The organism is Melghiribacillus thermohalophilus, assembly GCF_004342905.1.
GTDB classification, from domain to species: domain Bacteria; phylum Bacillota; class Bacilli; order Bacillales; family Alkalibacillaceae; genus Melghiribacillus; species Melghiribacillus thermohalophilus.
On sequence record NZ_SMAN01000018.1, the window covers coordinates 38,801 to 56,838 of the forward strand.

The 18,038-nt window shown below is 41.9% G+C and carries 18 protein-coding genes and 1 riboswitch; of the genes, 11 read left to right on the forward strand and 7 right to left on the reverse strand.

All coding sequences use genetic code 11. The features are described from left to right. Positions 1–430: 430 nt before the first annotated feature. On the reverse strand, positions 431–1,129 hold the full coding sequence (locus EDD68_RS11655; RefSeq protein ID WP_165902166.1) for an effector binding domain-containing protein: 699 nt from the start codon (positions 1,127–1,129) through the stop codon (positions 431–433). A 119-nt stretch (positions 1,130–1,248) separates the two neighbouring features. Between EDD68_RS11655 and EDD68_RS11660 the strand changes: the two genes are divergently transcribed. After that, a complete protein-coding gene (locus EDD68_RS11660) occupies positions 1,249–1,722 on the forward strand; it encodes a GyrI-like domain-containing protein (protein ID WP_132372467.1) in 474 nt (157 codons plus the stop codon). A 254-nt stretch (positions 1,723–1,976) separates the two neighbouring features. On the opposite strand, the gene hemH is transcribed toward EDD68_RS11660, so the two are convergent. Next, on the reverse strand, positions 1,977–2,915 hold the full coding sequence (hemH, locus tag EDD68_RS11665) for a ferrochelatase (protein ID WP_132372494.1): 939 nt from the start codon (positions 2,913–2,915) through the stop codon (positions 1,977–1,979). 5 nt (positions 2,916–2,920) lie between these two features. Further along, a complete protein-coding gene (locus EDD68_RS11670; RefSeq protein WP_243646854.1) occupies positions 2,921–3,361 on the reverse strand; it encodes a Fur family transcriptional regulator in 441 nt (146 codons plus the stop codon). Between the two features lie 711 nt (positions 3,362–4,072). Between EDD68_RS11670 and EDD68_RS11675 the strand changes: the two genes are divergently transcribed. The 7 genes from EDD68_RS11675 to EDD68_RS11705 all read left to right on the forward strand — a co-directional run bounded on the left by EDD68_RS11675 (position 4,073) and on the right by EDD68_RS11705 (position 9,922). Continuing rightward, on the forward strand, positions 4,073–4,426 hold the full coding sequence (locus EDD68_RS11675; RefSeq protein ID WP_132372469.1) for a YckD family protein: 354 nt from the start codon (positions 4,073–4,075) through the stop codon (positions 4,424–4,426). A gap of 157 nt (positions 4,427–4,583) precedes the next feature. After that, positions 4,584–5,672, forward strand: a complete 1,089-nt coding sequence (locus EDD68_RS11680) for a D-alanine--D-alanine ligase family protein (protein WP_165902167.1) — start codon at positions 4,584–4,586, stop codon at positions 5,670–5,672. A 281-nt stretch (positions 5,673–5,953) separates the two neighbouring features. After that, on the forward strand, positions 5,954–6,721 hold the full coding sequence (locus tag EDD68_RS11685) for a hypothetical protein (protein ID WP_165902168.1): 768 nt from the start codon (positions 5,954–5,956) through the stop codon (positions 6,719–6,721). A 57-nt stretch (positions 6,722–6,778) separates the two neighbouring features. Further along, positions 6,779–6,891: riboswitch (TPP riboswitch) on the forward strand. A gap of 215 nt (positions 6,892–7,106) precedes the next feature. Then, positions 7,107–7,403: a thiamine-binding protein gene (locus EDD68_RS11690; protein WP_132372495.1), complete on the forward strand. Its 297-nt coding sequence runs from the start codon at positions 7,107–7,109 to the stop codon at positions 7,401–7,403. Further along, positions 7,372–8,160, forward strand: a complete 789-nt coding sequence (locus tag EDD68_RS11695) for an ABC transporter permease (RefSeq protein WP_132372472.1) — start codon at positions 7,372–7,374, stop codon at positions 8,158–8,160. The genes EDD68_RS11690 and EDD68_RS11695 overlap by 32 nt, the downstream gene beginning before the upstream one ends. A gap of 17 nt (positions 8,161–8,177) precedes the next feature. After that, entirely contained in the window at positions 8,178–9,176 is a 999-nt protein-coding gene (locus EDD68_RS11700; protein ID WP_132372473.1) for an ABC transporter substrate-binding protein, read from the forward strand. Next, positions 9,173–9,922: an ABC transporter ATP-binding protein gene (locus EDD68_RS11705; protein ID WP_132372474.1), complete on the forward strand. Its 750-nt coding sequence runs from the start codon at positions 9,173–9,175 to the stop codon at positions 9,920–9,922. The genes EDD68_RS11700 and EDD68_RS11705 overlap by 4 nt, the downstream gene beginning before the upstream one ends. A 581-nt stretch (positions 9,923–10,503) precedes the next feature. Here EDD68_RS11705 and EDD68_RS11710 read toward each other — a convergent pair. The 4 genes from EDD68_RS11710 to EDD68_RS11725 all read right to left on the reverse strand — a co-directional run bounded on the left by EDD68_RS11710 (position 10,504) and on the right by EDD68_RS11725 (position 14,186). Next, positions 10,504–11,451, reverse strand: coding sequence for a siderophore ABC transporter substrate-binding protein (locus EDD68_RS11710; RefSeq protein WP_132372475.1), 948 nt, complete (start codon positions 11,449–11,451; stop codon positions 10,504–10,506). An 89-nt stretch (positions 11,452–11,540) separates the two neighbouring features. Then, positions 11,541–12,299, reverse strand: a complete 759-nt coding sequence (locus tag EDD68_RS11715) for an iron ABC transporter ATP-binding protein (RefSeq protein WP_132372476.1) — start codon at positions 12,297–12,299, stop codon at positions 11,541–11,543. Continuing rightward, positions 12,296–13,243 carry an iron chelate uptake ABC transporter family permease subunit gene (locus EDD68_RS11720; RefSeq protein WP_132372477.1) on the reverse strand — a complete coding sequence of 316 codons (948 nt, stop codon included), beginning with the start codon at positions 13,241–13,243 and terminating at the stop codon, positions 12,296–12,298. The genes EDD68_RS11715 and EDD68_RS11720 overlap by 4 nt, the downstream gene beginning before the upstream one ends. Continuing rightward, positions 13,233–14,186, reverse strand: a complete 954-nt coding sequence (locus tag EDD68_RS11725; RefSeq protein ID WP_132372478.1) for an ABC transporter permease — start codon at positions 14,184–14,186, stop codon at positions 13,233–13,235. Before EDD68_RS11725 ends, EDD68_RS11720 begins: the two co-directional genes overlap by 11 nt. Positions 14,187–14,548: 362 nt before the next feature. On the opposite strand from EDD68_RS11725, the gene EDD68_RS11730 reads away from it, so the two are divergent. The 3 genes from EDD68_RS11730 to EDD68_RS11740 all read left to right on the forward strand — a co-directional run bounded on the left by EDD68_RS11730 (position 14,549) and on the right by EDD68_RS11740 (position 18,036). After that, the gene (locus tag EDD68_RS11730) at positions 14,549–15,670 is read left to right on the forward strand and encodes an MBL fold metallo-hydrolase (RefSeq protein WP_132372479.1); all 1,122 of its coding nucleotides are present in this window, start codon (positions 14,549–14,551) and stop codon (positions 15,668–15,670) included. Positions 15,671–16,050: 380 nt separating this feature from the next. Further along, positions 16,051–16,896: a MurR/RpiR family transcriptional regulator gene (locus EDD68_RS11735; RefSeq protein ID WP_132372480.1), complete on the forward strand. Its 846-nt coding sequence runs from the start codon at positions 16,051–16,053 to the stop codon at positions 16,894–16,896. 15 nt (positions 16,897–16,911) lie between these two features. Continuing rightward, positions 16,912–18,036, forward strand: coding sequence for a M20 peptidase aminoacylase family protein (locus tag EDD68_RS11740; protein WP_132372481.1), 1,125 nt, complete (start codon positions 16,912–16,914; stop codon positions 18,034–18,036). The last annotated feature ends 2 nt before the right edge of the window (positions 18,037–18,038 follow it).

The window sequence follows — 18,038 nt, forward strand, 5'->3', positions numbered from 1 at the left end:
TATTTTTTTACTATCGGGAGTTTTCTTTTTCCATAAAAAGTCTGTCCATTGACTTTCATGACACAAGTTCTAGAAGGAGAACCATAAATGGTTACGGACACTTTATCAAACGCGGCACAAGGGCAGATAGACGGGAAAAGGGTACAGGCCAGGAAATTCAGGAATTTCTTTGGTTATGTGCGGCTAGTTTTTGATTGATCTATAACTTTTCCTCATGATAGTCATTTTCTACACGGACATGTATACCCTGGTAGGCACATTCCCAAACTTAAGTACATCTTGCTTCGATTTCTTTTTTATTTCTTCTTTCAGCTATTTCATTATTCATGTAGGGCAATCTTCCTTCTTCAAAAATACCCGTATTCATACGAATGTTTCAAAACATGAGGGCGGAGTGCTACCAGAACCTTTCTGTTGATGAGATGCTATCTCACGGATTGATTACTGTAACAGGAGCAAGTATATCATAAGCATTATCAGGTGCTCCCGGAGAATAACGCTGATCAAACATTTCAAGCCAGGGGCGGTTATGATCGATTTCATAAGCGTGCTGTTTCAGCCAGTCGTAAATGGAATAATAGGTGCGATCAATAGCTGTCTTATCCAGAGCGCCACGATGAGTAAAGCGAATATAGCTTCCGCTTTCAACCCTGGTCAGCACCATATCAGATGGGAGGGTTACTTCCTGTTTCACTTCAAATGTAACATAGTATGTAAACCCTTCTTCTTTCATCCATGATATTCCAATTTTTGTTTTGGTGTCTCTTATCTGAGAAATTTCATTTACCCGTTTTTTCAGTTCAATCCACATTTTAGGTACGATTAAATGCATCTCTTCCCGGGCATCATAGGGAGCCTCTACGCAGAAGCCTGCTGCATAGAAACTGTCCAGGTATTCAAGGTTCCCGAAAACTTTTTGTGCCGATGGTGTATATTGGCGGGGAAGCGCCCCTTGATTGATCAGGCGATAACCACCGTTTACTCCAGGCTCTGAATAAAGGGGAACCCCCATCTCGATCAACTCCTGCAAGTCCCGCTGGATGGTGCGGTAGGATACTTGAAAATGATCGGCCAGTCTTCTGATGGTAAATTTGGGGTTGACATGAATATACATCAGAATCTGAATCATTCTTTTCGACTTTTTCAGTTGGAGCTGCTCCTTTCGAAACAACATTTTAAAAATATGACATGTTTTGTCCATATTCTATGGTATAAAGAAGATAATCACAACGAAAAGAGGGAAATCATATGAATATCGTCAAAAAAGATTCGATTATGGTTATGGGGTATGGATGGTCGGGATCCTATCAGGCAGCTGAAAGAGGAGAAGTTCAAAAGGTATGGGCACGTTTTTTAGAAGATATCAGAAAAATCTCGTACTCGACCGATAAACCCAGAGTCATCTGTCCTTTCCATGACCGGGAAACGGAATTCACTTATTATATCGGTCTTGAAGTTGGAGATACGGAATTATCCGAGCTGCCGCCGGAGATGACAAAAATACACATCCCGGCCAGGGAGTATGCAACTTTTACCCATAGTGGACCGGTGGAAAAAGTATTTGAAACCTATAAACAGGCCTACCGTGAATTGGAGAACAAGGGAATTCAATTGCTTCACGACACATTGAAGCTGGAAGTTTACAGCATGGAACAGGCTGAACAAATAACGTCTGCTACAGAATTAACATTTGAGATTAATCTTCCTGTAAAAACCCTATAATTTATATGGAGGTTTTTGAAATGGGAAATGGTGCTTTTGTTGCCATGTTTACGGTTTTTGTAGGTGCATTTGTGTGTATCCTTGCGGCAATGAACGTACGTAAACGAAAGTGATTCATGTGAAACAGGATGCCCGCAGGCCCGGGCATCCTGTTTAGTGACTGTGATTCTTTGTTTTGATTTTAAACCCGCAGCCGCACCGGGTTGAATGCTTGAGCACCTTTACTGTGCGTTTGCACGTCGGACAAATCATGATCATCCACTCACTTTGCTTGTTTTGGATTGCCCTGCCCGCCTGAACACTGCGTTTGCCAGTGCTTTTATAAATTGGGGGTCGGTATTCGGCATTGGCGGTCGATCGTAACGGGCGTTCAGTTCATCGGTAACCGCTTTACATTCAATATCATTATCATACAGGACTTCTAAATGATCGGCTACAAACCCAACGGGAGCATAAATAAAAGACCGATAGCCTTTACAAAATAACTCACGGGTTAAATCCTGTACATCAGGTCTCAGCCAGGGTTCGGGGGTATTGCCTTCGCTTTGCCAGCCAATGTGATAGGGAACAGGATCAATGTTTTCAGCGATCAGTCTGGCTGTTTCCTCAAGCTGAACGGGATAGGGATCGTTCAACTGTTTGATTTTTTCTGGTAAGCTATGGGCTGAGAAGATGATGGTTGTTTGTTTTTTTTCGGATTCGGTCATTTCTTTCAAGATGTCCTGAATATGTTTCGCCCAATATTGAATAAGAAGGGGTTCATCATACCAGCTGTCTATGGTATAAATGATAGGACCACCAATTCGTCTGGACTCGTTAATGGCCCGTCTGTTGTAAATCTCTGCACTGTATGTGGAGTAGTGAGGGGCAAGAACAATACTGACAGCCTCTCTTATCCCATCTTTTTTCATTTGCTGGACGGCGTCTTCAATGAATGGATCGATATGTTTGAGACCTAAATACATTTTAAACGTTATCTCATGTTGTGCGGTATTGATCGCTTTTTCGATAGCTTCGGCCTGTTTTTGCGTGATTGCTGCCAGCGGCGAAATACCTCCAATGGCTTCATAACGTTTTCTAAGATCTTCTACAAGTTCTGGGGACGGCGTTTTTCCGTGACGAATATGTGTGTAATAGGGAAGAAGATCGTCTTCTGAGTATGGTGTTCCGTAAGCCATCACTAATAATCCCATCTGTTTCAAGAAGAATCACCCCGGTTAGACGTTTTGCATGTTTGACAAAGGCCATAAATCTGAAGGTTATGCCCCTTAATTTGGAAATGAGAAAGCTGGTTGGCCAGTTCTTCAATTTCTTTTAAATGTGGATATTGAAAATCCACAACAGTCCCGCAAGACTCACAAATGACATGATAATGGCCCGCATCTTTCCACTCATATCTGGACAGTCCTTCTCCAAAAGGAAGTTCGTTGATGACACCATAATCGGTTAATAATTTTAAATTATTGTAGACCGTTGTTAAACTAAGGCCAGGCACATGGTCCTTTAAAGCTTTATAAATTTCTTCAGCAGAGGGATGTCCCCGATTTTCTTCAAGATAGCGCAAAATTTCAATGCGCTGCTGAGTGAGACGGAGCCCCATACGGGAAAGAGTTTGAAGGGTATCATTTAATGTTTTCACCATCACACACCCTTTTTAAAAGTTTTCATTTCAAGAAGATCAAAAGGTCGAATCTTCTCGATATCCTCAAAATCGTGTGTTTCATTGGGTATTCGGGGAATCGGGCACACGGTTTCGCACCCGATTTTTTGCTATGTCCAGCACCCTCCGAATGCCCTGCGATGGGGGAAAGATAAAATATAACTCATTTCGTGAGAACAGATTGAGAATCTGTTCTTACTATAAATAGGCTCGAAATAGACGGTTCTGTATGCAAGAAGTCCAAACAGAACCAAAGCTCAACAATCGATACGAGTCTCAAGGTTGTGTGGAAAGATCACCATGATCATAAGGTACACGTTCAGCCACATGTATAGGCTCACCGTTTCAGTATGATTATTATTATCACTTACATAAATGAGAACAATAATGCATATCTGGAGTGTGATCTCCCGGGAAAAAGCGTATGAATCCCTACAATTAAGTGCCTTTACTACCTATTATATAGATTCCGTAATAAAAATGAATATCTAATTAAAATTATTTTAAATACAAAACATGTTTAACATGCTGATCAGCCGATATTTCTGCCAAACAACCTGGCTGAGTTCACGGGACTATAAAAAAGGTCAGGAGGGAAAAAGCGTCTGATTGGTTTTCCATTATTTTTTACATATTCTTTTATATGGACGGCAAACTATAGAAGAAAAAAATTCATAAGGAGGTGAGTTGATGAAACGGCTGACCATTTTATGTATTACTTTTATGACTGTATGGTTGCTTGCAGCTGTGACTCCTGCAAGTGCAGAAAATGAAGAAGAGGATGTAAAAACCGAAGATGTCACACTGACGGATGAGCAAAAAAAGGAACTGGATGCCATGTATCAGGAGTATTTTGCGGTGCACAAAGATATTATTAACAAGTACGTCGAATTCGGTATCATGGACCAGGAAAAAGCGGAGAAGAAAATTTCTTTTTTGGACAAGCACTACGAGAAGCTAAAAGAAAACGGTTTTGTGATGAAATGGGATGACAAAAAACATAAAAAATTTCGTGATCAGGACAAAAAAACATCTGATGAATAGGGTGAAAAACCGGGATGAGGACCCGGTTTTTCCATTTTTTTGATAAATAAATTGCCCCCCAGATGTTTCCAATGGTACCAGCAACATTTTTATTGCCAGACGTTGAGACTGTAAGTATAATTAGCTTGCCAAACTATAGGAAATGGGGAATGAAGGATTGAAACAGCGAGTTCTTTTTCTTTATAACTGGGTTCCGGATCATGAACGCACTTCCCGTTTTCATGAATGTGCAAAGATGGATACGGTGAAACGAATTACACAGGCCCTCACTGATTTTGAAATGGATGTGGTTCCGGTTAATCTCTTTAACCCTGCTCAATTAGAAGAGGTTATTCAGTCAAACGCACCACTGGATATAGCTTTTGTCATTGCTGAGGGCTTTCTGGATCATCCGGAGTCCCTTTATGACGGCTCTGGGCCTTTAGAGATACGGGCTATTCTTGAATCCCATCGGATTGCTTACACTCATTCAGGTGTGGAAACCATGGAGGCATGTCGGAACAAAGATTTGACCTATGAGGCTTTATCCAGGAGCGGGATTGCTATTCCCCGATTTTATGCTTTTTCCGGCAGAGAAGAACGTCAGGATATTTTGAGGGCTGAACAGGCTGTAGGTTATCCGATGTTTGTAAAGCCCGCTGGCGGGGGAGGAAGCATAGGGGTTGACCCTCAATCAGTAGTCTACCATCGTGAACAGTTTTTGAACAAAGTTTCACAGCTACGGAAACTGATCGGGGACCAGCCAATCATTGCGGAAACCTATTTATCTGGAAGGGAATATACTGCTGGTGTAATTGGCAACGGAATCCCATATGTGTTTCCTATTATCGCATTTCCTGAATATTTCTCTGTACGAAGCCAGAAGGTCAAGTCAGTAGAATATCAGAACAGAAACGAATTTGAGTTATTGGAAATGTCAGATCCAAAGGGAATCATAATCAGAGAAGCAGCTGTTCAAGTGTTTCAGGCACTTGGGGCACGGGATCTCATCCGTATTGATTTAAAGGAAGATGATCATGGAAATGTATATGTGATTGATGTAAATGGAACTCCATCGCTGGCAACGAAAGGTTCATTAGCATACATGGCAGAAAGGTTGACTATTTCCCATTCCGAGCTGGTCGGATTCTTATTGTATGTTACGATGACTCGCGAAGGTTTATGGATTCCTCCTATTTTGCAGGAAACAGGGAAAAAGGTTATCAGCATGCTTCAAAATGGCATAGATGGCGACCGGGTTGCATAACTTTTCTGGATACCACAGTAAATGGGCTGTGGTATTATTTTGTTTGTACCTTAAGATTAGAGTGACCACCCAAAGGTGCGAGCTACCTTTTCGCTAATCGCCCAGGAATATATGCTGATTATCCAGTGAATGAATTGACAGAGAACTCTAACCAGAAAACAGTTCCAGGATGAAGGGTAGGAGCACTCGATTTCTATAAGGTTTTCTCTCAGTATTGACACAGATGAAGATAAATATCTATAATTGAAAATGAATTTCATTATCGCCATGAGGTGTTAAACTTGATTACCATTCTTCAAACGTGTATTCAAAATAATTTTCCCGTCGTTCTGGAAACTGACCATCAAAAGCCTGTGATTCAAGGCGAATGCTTGTTGGATCAATCAGAACTGTACCGGGTGTTGCAAGATGTTCAAGATTCTTTAAAGGCTACTACGTTTTTTGCAGCAGGGTCATTGTTTGGAAAGCGCTATGCCGGTTTATCAGGTATCGTGTTTTTTCTTTTAACTCATCAAACATCCATGCTGGACGTATCACTGAACAATATTCAATTGCAATTTGATGGAAAGCAATTAAACTTCCATTTTAAAGATTCGAGGGCTTATACAATAACAACCCGAAAGCAGCATGAGGACGCTATCAAACGCATACTGGAGGAAAATATAACACCAGTTTTTCAATCCATTGCAGACGTCAGCGGCATTCCTGTGCAGACGCTCTGGTCACACATGGCTTTTAAGTTATACCAGATCAAACATAGTCTAATGGGACAGACACTGGACCATTCCATAAAGAAGGCCATGGAAGAGGATTATGTTTTTTTGACCAAAGAAGCGAATCCGACGTGGTTTGGCTTGGACCGCAACCCTTTAGATATCGAATTTGTTCCTATTCCCCATGCCTATGACGATGATAAAAAGACCATTCAGCGCCATCGCTGCTGTTTTCATTACTTGACCGAAGGAGGACGTTGTTGCTATACGTGTCCTTCCATGAGTGATGTGGAGCGAGAGGAGAGACGAAAAGAATTAAAACGGAAACAAGTTTAAGAAGCTTAGCATTTACTTTTCAGTTCATCATTGTTATAGTAGTCATTGACAACTGTATATAGAAGTGTGGGGAGCCAGGCGGAACCTGGCTGAGAGGATACCAGAAGCGGGTATCGACCCTTGAACCTGATCTGGGTAATGCCAGCGTAGGGATAGGACTCAAAACCTTTTCTTCTTGTATAGTATGAGCTCGTGGGAAAAAACGAGTGTTGGATGTCTGGCTGCCCGTTTGCGGCAGCTTTTTTATTTGGGCGAAAAGGCAGTCAATAAAAGAGGGTTTGATCCCGGGACTAATTCATGAACTGCCGGTACAAAGTCCAAAAAAAGATCCCAAGATTTCATTATGGCAAGAATCCTTATGTTCAGGAAAGGAGAGGGATGTTCCATGCCGGATGTAAATGTTGCTTTTCAGGTGATTCCAAAAGCAGAAGGCAAAGATATTTATCCAATAGTAGATGAAGCAATTAAAGTCGTTCAGGAATCCGGGGTTAAACATGAAGTTTGCCCATTTGAAACGGTAATGGAAGGCGAATTGGATCAATTGCTGGATATTGTGAAGAAAGCTCAAGAAGCCTGTATAAAAGCTGGTGCTACAGATGTTTTTACGAATATTAAAATACAATACAGTGCTCACAGGAGTGTCACAATAGATGAAAAGGTTTGCAAATATAGGAAGTCTTAAATGGATTTCACGCTGGTTCAACGGTTTGCTCCCTGTGTCCGTTGTGTTGATGGCACTGGTTGTCTGGGAGATCAGTGTCTATCTTTTTAAGGTACCTGCCTGGATTTTGCCCGCTCCTACTAAAGTGTTCGTAACGCTCATTCAAGATGGTCCTTTAATCATGTACCATTCTTTAACGACCATCAAAGAATCAGTAACCGGTCTCCTCTTAGCCACGGGTACAGCCGTGACATTGGCTGTTGTGATGGATTCCTCCCGCTGGGTGCGAAAGGCTTTTTATCCCCTGCTGATTACTTCCCAGACGATTCCAATTATCGCACTGGCCCCCCTGTTTTTGATCTGGTTTGGATATGGGATGCTGCCCAAAGTGTTGATTGTTGCTCTTGTCTGTTTTTTTCCGATTGCTGTTAATGTATCAGATGGTTTTCGGGAAGTGAATCCTGAGATGATGAAGCTGATGAAAGCAAATGGGGCAAAAGGCAGACATATTTTCTGGAAAGTAAAGCTTCCATCGTCATTGCCCTTTTTTTTCTCGGGAATGAGAATCGCAGCAACTTACAGTGTAATGGGTGCTGTCATAGGTGAATGGCTGGGCGGCAGCCGCGGGCTTGGAATTCAGCTTGTTCGAGCAGCCCAATCCTACCGTACTGACCTTCTATTTGCGGTTATCGTCGTCATTGTTTTGTTAAGTTTGCTGGTTTTTTTTATTGTAGAAATGTTATCAAGAGTTATGATGCCATGGAACAATCAATCATAAACAGGAGGAGATGCAAAATGAAGAATATACTTACTTGGATCGCTGCTGTCTTTGCTATGTTTGTCACCACAGGCTGCAGTCAGGAGAACGTTCAAAATTCTCAAGAAGAGAAAAAACAGGTGAGCATCATGCTGGACTGGTACCCTAACACCAATCATACCGGGTTGTATGTGGCAAAAGAAAAAGGCTACTTTGAAGAACAGGGGTTAGAAGTGGAAATCTTGCAGCCTGGCCAAAATGCTGGAGTCGATTCAATGGTAGCTTCAGGGGAAGTTGATTTTGGCATCGGAAGCCAGGAGGGTGTCACACAGGCGAGAGCAAATGGAATACCAATTGTTTCCATTGCCGCCATTATTCAGCACAACACGTCGGCTTTTGCTTCCTTAAAAGAATCAGGGATTGAATCCCCTAAAGATTTTGCTGGCAAAACATATGGCGGTTGGGGGTCAGCATTCGAGGAAGCGATGATCAAGGCTGTGATGAACCAATCAGGTGCAGACTTCTCTCAGGTAGAAATGGTTACCCTTGGAATTTCGGACTTCTTCCAGACAATCGGAAGAAATGCTGATTTTATGTGGATTTTTTATGGCTGGGATGGAGTCGAAGCGGAAAAGCGCGGAATCGATCTAAATGTAATGTGGCTTCGGGATCTTCATCCAGCCCTGGACTATTATACTCCGGTTGTACTTACAAACGAAAAGCGAATTCAGGAAGACCCGGAGACCGTTCGGAAATTTATGAAGGCACTGAGTTCAGGCTATGAATATGCCATTCAGAACCCTGAAGAAGCAGCAGAAATCCTATTGCAATTGAATCCAGAATTAGACGAGGAGCTAGTTATCAGTAGCCAAAAATGGCTCAGTCCCCGTTATCAGGACGAAGCTGAGCGATGGGGGGAGCAGAAGGAAGAAGTATGGAAGCGGTATGCGGACTGGATGTATGAACAGGGTCTGATTAAGAAAAACATCGATCCGCAAAACGCATTTACCAATGAATTTCTTCCTGATGCGTCATGACCATACTAAGAGTCAATCAGATTTCTAAAACCTACCGGGCCCAGCAAAAAAATATTCAGGCCCTGAATGCCGTCTCTCTCTCAATTGGGAAAAAAGAATTTGTCTCGGTCATAGGACCAAGTGGCTGCGGCAAGAGTACCCTGCTGAACATTATAGCTGGTATCGAAAGACCGGATCAGGGAGATATTCTTTATATGGACCAGTCAGTAACAGGAAAAACCGGTTTATTTGGGTATATGCCCCAGAATGATGTGCTCATGCCCTGGCGAACGGTTCTGGATAATGTCATTCTTGGTCTTGAGTTAAAAGGGGTTCCAAAAGGTGAAGCCAGACAAAACGCTGAACACTATCTTGAATCCTTTGGTCTGATCGGGTTTCAGCATAAATATCCAGGATCATTGTCCGGGGGGATGAGGCAAAGAGCTAATTTTTTACGCACCGTACTCCCCGAACACCCTTTACTGCTTCTCGATGAACCCTTTGGCAAATTAGATGCCATCACAAGGCGCCATATGCAAAAGTGGCTGATGAAAAGGTGGGAAGAACTGCAAGTCCCGGTCTTACTAATCACCCATGATATTGATGAAGCCCTTTTCCTTTCGGACCGTATTTACATGATGTCAAGCCGGCCAGGAAGCATTAAAAAAATGATAACGGTTCCATTTGATCGACCCAGAAATTCAGAAATAGAATATTCCCTTACCTTTATGGAATTAAAACGGGAAATTACGGGTTTGCTTCTGTAATCCGCCAGAGGCTGGACAAAACTTCATCAGAAAATGAAATATCCGAACGATATTCAATCATCACATGAATAAGTTCGGATATTTTTTGCTTCGTCAACATGCTTCGCTTTCCGCGGGCATGGCCTGAGGCTTCCTAAGGCAGCTCATCCTCCTGTCTTTAGGGATTTTCGGTACCTGCTGTTCCTGCGACGAACAGGACGTGCTCGTGTCGACGTTGGCCACAGGACGTGGCCGGTTTTAATCGAACTGGAGTCTTGTATTGTAGTCCAACACATAATCATTAATTAATGCTTTCAGTTCTTTGATAGTTTGGCAACTTTTGATATTCACATAAAGGTATCAATGGGCATTAAAAAAGATGACCTCGAATCAATATCGGGGATCATCTCTTAGCTGCATAGGTTTTTATAACTGTCCACTTTTCGGGGCACAATTCAATTCAGAAAATGGGGACATTTTAGGAGAAATTTTAATAAGAGAAGACGTTACGGCTGAAGTGATGAATGATCCATGAACATGAAAAACATGAACACCCGGTTAACCACAATAGCCGGGTGTTCATGAGAAAGAATGCATGTTCTTTATTTTATGCCTTCAGATACTTCATCGATCATTTCAGTCATAGAAATTAATCCTCCACCTGAAAGGTACCAGTAGTTTGGATCGAGATAGATGATCTTGTCATTCTGATAAGCTTTTGTTTGTTTCACGAGCTCGTTTTCAATCACTTCTTTTGCAGATTTTTCACCACCAACTACCGCATCACGGTCGATTACAAACAGATAATCAGGGTCTTTCTCCGCAATGAATTCAAAAGAAATACTCATGCCATGTGTGGATGCTTCAATATTGTCGTCGGCTGGAGTCAATCCAAATACGTCGTGAATAAGACCGAATCTGGATCCCGGGCCATAAGCGCTCACTTTCCCGCCGGTTGTTAAGGTCACAAGTGCCTTGCCGTTATTTTCTGATGCTGTTTCTTTTAATGTTTGAATTTTTTCTTCGATCTTAGCCAGTTCTTCTTCTGCCTGAGATTCTTTTCCAAAAATCTTTCCTAATGTTAATACATTGTTTGTAAAGGATTCCATATAATTTGCAGTATCAATACCTACATAGATAGTCGGGGCAATTTCGCTGAGATCTTCATATAGTCCAGACTGTCTTCCGGAAATAATAATTAGATCAGGATCCAGACCATAAATTGTTTCGAAATCTGGCTCTTTTAAACTTCCTACATTCGTGTATTCTTCAGCAGCATACTTTGACAGGTACTCAGGAAGATTGGACTTAGGCACACCTGCTACTTCTACTCCAAGTTTGTCTAAGGTATCTAAAGCTCCAAAGTCAAACACAACGACTGTTTCCGGATTTTTTTCTACTTCTGTTTCATCGAGTTCATGGGTAATCGTTAACGATTCCTTTTCTTGCTGGTCTCCTGAAGCTTCCCCGTCCGATCCTTCAGCATTTCCGCAGGCTGTTATTAAAATAGCGAGCAAGGCTAAAACAACAATTGTCATAAGCTTTTTCATAATCGTTCACCTCTACATCATTTTTTTTTTTTTATATAAGAATCAGGTTTTTTAACCTGAATGAGACCGTTTAAGCAATCGATCCTTTTTTACGTAAAATAGACACAGATTTTATTTTCGTTTATATTTTCAATTTGAATATCCATATCGTATATTTCTTTTAAAATCGATGATTCAATAATCTCTCCTGTCTCTCCTTGATATGCCATTTTGCCATCTTTTAAGGCAACAATATAATCGGAATAACAGGAAGCGAAGTTAATATCATGAAGTACGATGACAATGGTTTTTCCCAGGTCATGAACCATCTGTTGCAGCGTTTTCATAATCTGAACCGAATGTTTCATATCCAGGTTATTTAACGGTTCATCCAGTAAAATATATTCAGTATCCTGGGCCAGGATCATGGCGATCAGTGCCCTCTGGCGCTGTCCGCCGCTTAACTGATCCAGATATTTATGCTGTATATTTTCCAGCTGCATATATTGAATCGCTTCATCCACCGCATGCCAGTCTTCCCTGGAAAGTCTTCCCTGAGAATATGGAAAGCGGCCAAAACTAATCAGTTCCCGGATGGTTAAACGTACATTAAAGTGATTGGATTGTTTCAGTATTGAGATTTTTTTGGCCAGCTCCTTGTTGTTCCAGTGGCTGATTTCCTGACCATCAATCAAAATTTCTCCCGCATCTTTTTTCAACAGACGGCTGATCATGGACAGCAGGGTACTCTTCCCGGCACCATTGGGCCCAATAAAGGAAGTAATCTTCCCCTTCTGAATGGTAACCGAAATTTGATCCACGACAATCTTATCTCCGTATTGTTTGCTTACATCTTTTACAACGATCATGTTTGACGCTCCCTTAGCAAGAGATAGATAAAGTAAATTCCCCCGACAAAATTCACAATGACACTCAATGTTGTGGAGAAGGTAAAAACCCGCTCAACCATCCATTGTCCGCCTACAAGAGCAATGATGCTGATGAGAATGGAACCGGCTATTAAGTATGAATGCCTGTATGTTTTTAAAAATTCATGGGCTACATTGGCCACAAGAAGGCCTAAAAAAGTTATGGGACCTACCAGGGCTGTTGCGATTGAAACGAGAATAGCAATGATTACTAATAGCTGTTTTATGACATGGTCGTAATGTATTCCGAGATTAATCGCATGATCTCTCCCGAGGGAAAGGGTGTCTAGAAATCTTGCAAATCGCTTAAAGTAAAGCCCGACGATCAAAAATAACCCGATCGTAAGATAAAGGATATCTGTGTTGATGTTGTTGAAACTGGCAAACATCCGATCCTGTACAATCAGAAATTCGTTCGGGTCTATTAAAACCTGCATAAAGGAAGACAAACTTTCAAAAAAGGTTCCAAAGATAATTCCTACTAGCAGTAAAAAATATATGTTGTTTCCCTCTCCTCTGAACAATATTCGGAACAGCAGACCGGCAAACACGATCATCAATCCGACAGACAGGAGAAAATGGGCATGCTGATCCATCATCGTCAGAGTAGTGGAACCGAATACAAAGACAATGATTGTCTGAATCAATAAGTAAAGGGAATCCAGGCCAATAATACTTGGCGTCAAAATTCGGTTATTGGTGATCGTCATAAAAATAATGGTTGAAAAAGCGATGGCACCACCTGTTATAACGATAGCAAGTATTTTATTTAATCTCCGGGGCAGCACATAATCCCAGTGGGGTCCGATTTCGGTAAATAGAAACAGAGAAATTACGGTCACTGATAGAATGGCAAGCATGGTCATTTTGAACTTAAGTTTCATGGGTTCTGCTCCTTATTAACAAATAAAGAAATACAGCACTGCCAATGACCCCTACGGTCAAGCCAATAGAAATTTCGTATGGAAAAATAATGATGCGCCCCAGAATATCACAGACCAGCACAAATACAGCTCCCAAAAGCGCCGTGTGGCCAAGATTCTTTTTTACATGATCCCCGCGAAAGATCGTTACAATATTGGGGATGATCAAACCTAAAAACGGCAGCATGCCCACCGTCAGTAAGACCGATGTAGACACGAGGGCTACGATCGTCAGACCGATATTGACAACCTGCCGATAGTTCAGTCCCAGATTGGCAGAAAACTCTTCACCCATTCCTGCAATCGTAAATCGGTCGGCAAATAGATATGCGATGATCAGCAGAGGAATGCTGATATAAAGTAGTTCATATCTCCCTTTTAAAATCATGGAAAAATCCCCATGCAGCCATGTTCCGATACTTTGAATCATGTCATATTTGTAAGCAAAGAACGTGGTAATGGAACTGATGATATTTCCAAACATCAACCCGACCAATGGGATAAATACCGCGTCTTTGAATTTGATTTTTTCAAGGATTTTCATAAAGATAAATGTTCCAGCCAGTGCGAAAATAAATGCTACTACCATCTTTTCCAGCATGCTAGCGGAAGAAAAAATCACCAGTGAAACAAGCACACCCAACCGAGCTGAGTCCATGGTGCCGGCGGTTGTTGGTGAGACGAATTTGTTGCGACTCAGCTGCTGCATGATCAGTCCCAGAATGCTCATGCTCATACCGGCAATGACGATGCTGATAAGGCGTGGCATGCGACTGATCAGGAGGATCTCACGCTGATCCTCCGTTAATTGAAATAGATCCACAGGAGAAAGATCTTTTACACCTATAAAAAGTGAGAAAAACGATAATAGAATCAAAGATGCTAGCAAGTATCTTTTTTTCATTGCATGTACTTCCTTTTTCTTTTTGATTCAGGCTCCTGGAATGGGCTTTCTTTTTGAACGGTCGGCACTCTTCATCGGAATAGGTTACATAACAGATGGATACCAGGTCGTTTGTATAGAATGTCTCCCCCTTCCCGGAAAGATAATGAGAATCATTTTCAATTATATTGATAATGATTCTCAATGTCAATAATAAAACCACCATTTTCCAATACACTTTTTCACCAGGTTAAAGATCTTTTGTTAGATAGGTTTACAACATAACCAGGTTGTTTAACTTGAAAAATACCCATGAGGGTATTATAGTGGAAGTAACATCCCACAGATGGGATAGAAATTAATATATAAGGAGGATGTATAACATGGCAAAGCTTATTTCAGCGAAACATATAGCCAATAAGGTAGTTAACAAAGAGGATCTTTTCATCTTAGATGTTCGAAATCAGGATGAATTCAAGGACTGGAAAATTGAAGGGGAGTCTGTGGAAATCATTAATGAACCATACTTTAACTTAATTGATGGTGTGGATTCCATTCTTGATCAAATTCCTGAAAACAAACCAGTCGTAACCGTCTGTGCAAAAGGTGGATCTTCTGAATTCGTGGCCGATTTGCTTGAAGAAGCGGGCAAAAAAGAAGTGTACTCCCTTGAAGGCGGTATGAAGGCCTGGAGTGAACACTTGAGACCCGTAAAAATCGGTGATCTGGAAAATGGTGGTGCCATCTATCAGTTTGTACGCCTGGGGAAAGGTTGTCTATCTTATTTAGTAGAATCAAACGGTGAAGCGGCAATGATTGATGCCAATCGGATGATTGACCAGTATGAGAACTTTATTGAAGAGAATCATCTCACGTTAAAGCATGTACTGGATACGCACCTTCATGCTGACCATATTTCCGGGGGAAGAAAACTGGCCGAAAAAGCAGGTGCGGAGTACTACCTTCCACCAAAAGACGCCGGTGAAGTGACGTATGAATATAATCAGATTCAAGATGGTGATGTTATTCAAGTGGGGAATACAACGATTAAGGCTGTTTATACTCCTGGTCACACGATTGGAAGTACGTCCTATATTGTAGATGACAACTATCTTTTGACGGGTGATATCCTGTTCATTGATTCTATTGGACGTCCTGACCTTGCCGGTAAAGCGGAAGACTGGGTAGCGGATCTAAGAGAAACTCTTTATAAGCGTTATAAAGAACTGGCTGACGATATGATTGTCTTGCCTGCCCACTTTATGATTATGGAAGAGCTAAATGAGGACGGCAGCGTGGCAGAAAAATTGGGTATCCTTTACAAGCAAAATCACGGCTTAAATATTGATGATGATAACGTATTTAGAAAAACGGTAACAGAGAACCTGCCACCGCAGCCAAATGCTTACAAAGAGATTCGTCAGACCAACATGGGTAAAATGATACCGGACGAAGAAAAACAGCGCGAAATGGAAATTGGGCCAAACCGCTGTGCAGTGAAATAATCTTACTCAATCAGTCCATGCAGGGCAACTCTGTATGGACTGATTTTATTTTTTAGGAGGATCCGCCGATAGCAACTGGTTGGGAATGTGGTTTATCGTAAGGATAACCATACATTCTGCTTTACCCTTGCTTCCTGTATGAATCGGACAGGAAGTTTTTTTGCAAATCCCCCGGTTCATTCGATACTTCTAACACGCCACTCCGACCCATTATCGTTTGTATTAACTCTGGAAAAATTTAAGCCAAAGGATCATTTTTTTTGAATGAAATATTGCGAAAATTCAAACACCATGTTACCATATAAAAAATTATAAACTTCAAAAATGATAAAAATGAAGGTTAAACTTCATCCTATACCACTTTTAAGGAGAATTCATCAATGGAAGACATTAAATCAAAAATAGAGCAGAACTATTCCACCTTTTCTGCTGGTTTAAAAAAAGTAGCAGAAACGCTGTTGAAAAATCCATCGTTGTTTGCGATCCAAACGGCTAATCAATTGGGAAAAGAAATCGGTGTCAGCGAAACAACCGTTATCCGCTTTAGTCGAGCCATCGGCTTTTCGGGATATAGCAGTCTCCAAAAAGAAATAAAGGAGAAAATGCTGAATCCCAGGAGTAGCCTCTGGGAATATGAAGCAGATAAATCGCAGGCTAATCTGAAAAAACCCTTGCATCAGCATGTCATGGAATTAGATTCAGATCACATCAAACAGGCAGCCAGACAAATTGATCAGGAAATCTATCAGCTGGCAGTCGAAAAACTGTTTCATGCGCAACAAATTACGGTTACGGGTGCACGATCTTCTTTTTCTATGGCCCACTGGTTTGTCTTTGCTCTGGATTTGATACGAGGCGACACACGTTTACTCCGCCCGGATACGGATGATATTATCCTTCGTCTGGCTGAACTAAATGAAGAGTGTGTATTTGTGACCGTTTCTTTTCACAGGTATACCTTAAATACATTAAATTTAGCATTAGAAGCGAAAAAACGAAACGCATTCGTCATTGGGATTACTGACAGTGAAGTAGCACCGATCCGGGAAATCGCTGATCTGGTGATTCCGGTACAACTGCCGGTGAAATCAACGTTAGATGCCGCTCCGGCGGTGATATCCCTTTTGAACTCCCTCGTTGCAGGTGTGGCTTTAAAGGATCGGAAAACGTTCGAGCAAAGAAGAAAAGCTTATGAGGAGATTCATCTTCATCATTTTTTTGCATAATCAGGAGGAATTCAGATGAGAGACCAGATCGAAGAGTTACGTCCACAGATTATGGAGATGTTCCGTCATCTCCACAGCACCCCGGAAATCAGCTGGGAGGAATTTGAAACGACAAAGTATCTCAAACATTTTCTTGAAAAGCAGGGGCTTCAGGTCCGTACGTTTGACAGCAGTACAGGATTGGTTGCTGATCTGGGTAGAGGCAAACCTGTTGTTGCCTTAAGAGCTGACATTGATGCTCTGTGGCAGGAAGTAGACGGAAAACTTCAGGCCAACCATTCCTGCGGACACGATGCCCATATGGCGATGGCTGCCGGGGTTGTTTTAGTATTAAAAGACTACCTTTCTAAAAATGAGGGGACGGTCCGCTTTCTTTTCCAGCCTGCTGAAGAAAAAGGGACGGGTGCCCTTCACTTTATAAACGAAAAAGTAATTGACGATGTAGATTATCTTTATGGAGTGCATCTGCGCCCTGTCCAGGAAATCCCGGACGGAACTGCATCTCCTGCCATTCAACACGGTGCAGCAAGATTTATCAGTGGAAAAATCAGCGGGGAGGATACTCATGGAGCCCGCCCCCATTTAGGGGTCAATGCCATAGAAGTCGGTGCTGCTCTGGTCAACTTGATAAAAGGCATTCATGCAGACCCAATGGTCCCCCATTCCATAAAAATGACCAGGTTTCATGGCGGGGAGAAAAATGCCAATATTATCCCCGGATCTGCTTCGTTTTCCCTGGACCTACGGGCACAGACCAATGAAGTGATGGAAGAATTAACCCGAAAAACATACGAAATTGTGAACCATCTGGCAAAGCTGCATGAGGTAGAGATCGAATTAGAGGTTGCTGCGGATGTGGCCGCTGCCAAAATCCATCCGGAAGCCCAGCAAATCATGGCGATTTCCATTGAAGAGACGTTAGGGAAGTTCTGTCTCAAGGAACCTGTGGTAACCACCGGAGGAGATGATTTTCATTTTTACACCATTAAACGTCCCCATGTAAAGGCGACGATGCTCGGGCTAGGATGTGGCTTAACTCCAGGTCTTCATCACCCGAAGATGACCTTTAATCATGACGCGATTCTGGTTGGCGTGGAAATTTTATCTCGTACCATCATGCGCACATTGAGGGGTGGGTGAAA

Bases quoted from the DNA above. Each gene is read 5' to 3' on its own strand.
- EDD68_RS11715 (WP_132372476.1), bottom strand. From the start codon at position 12,299: ATGATCGTTGTAAAAGATGTAAGCAAACAATACGGAGATAAGATTGTC.
- EDD68_RS11690 (WP_132372495.1), top strand. From the start codon at position 7,107: ATGCCGGATGTAAATGTTGCTTTTCAGGTGATTCCAAAAGCAGAAGGC.
- EDD68_RS11695 (WP_132372472.1), top strand. From the start codon at position 7,372: ATGAAAAGGTTTGCAAATATAGGAAGTCTTAAATGGATTTCACGCTGG.
- EDD68_RS11735 (WP_132372480.1), top strand. From the start codon at position 16,051: ATGGAAGACATTAAATCAAAAATAGAGCAGAACTATTCCACCTTTTCT.
- EDD68_RS11720 (WP_132372477.1), bottom strand. From the start codon at position 13,243: ATGAAACTTAAGTTCAAAATGACCATGCTTGCCATTCTATCAGTGACC.
- EDD68_RS11675 (WP_132372469.1), top strand. From the start codon at position 4,073: ATGAAACGGCTGACCATTTTATGTATTACTTTTATGACTGTATGGTTG.
- EDD68_RS11725 (WP_132372478.1), bottom strand. From the start codon at position 14,186: ATGAAAAAAAGATACTTGCTAGCATCTTTGATTCTATTATCGTTTTTC.
- EDD68_RS11660 (WP_132372467.1), top strand. From the start codon at position 1,249: ATGAATATCGTCAAAAAAGATTCGATTATGGTTATGGGGTATGGATGG.
- EDD68_RS11700 (WP_132372473.1), top strand. From the start codon at position 8,178: ATGAAGAATATACTTACTTGGATCGCTGCTGTCTTTGCTATGTTTGTC.
- EDD68_RS11655 (WP_165902166.1), bottom strand. From the start codon at position 1,129: ATGATTCAGATTCTGATGTATATTCATGTCAACCCCAAATTTACCATC.
- EDD68_RS11710 (WP_132372475.1), bottom strand. From the start codon at position 11,451: ATGAAAAAGCTTATGACAATTGTTGTTTTAGCCTTGCTCGCTATTTTA.
- hemH (WP_132372494.1), bottom strand. From the start codon at position 2,915: ATGGGATTATTAGTGATGGCTTACGGAACACCATACTCAGAAGACGAT.
- EDD68_RS11730 (WP_132372479.1), top strand. From the start codon at position 14,549: ATGGCAAAGCTTATTTCAGCGAAACATATAGCCAATAAGGTAGTTAAC.
- EDD68_RS11705 (WP_132372474.1), top strand. From the start codon at position 9,173: ATGACCATACTAAGAGTCAATCAGATTTCTAAAACCTACCGGGCCCAG.
- EDD68_RS11740 (WP_132372481.1), top strand. From the start codon at position 16,912: ATGAGAGACCAGATCGAAGAGTTACGTCCACAGATTATGGAGATGTTC.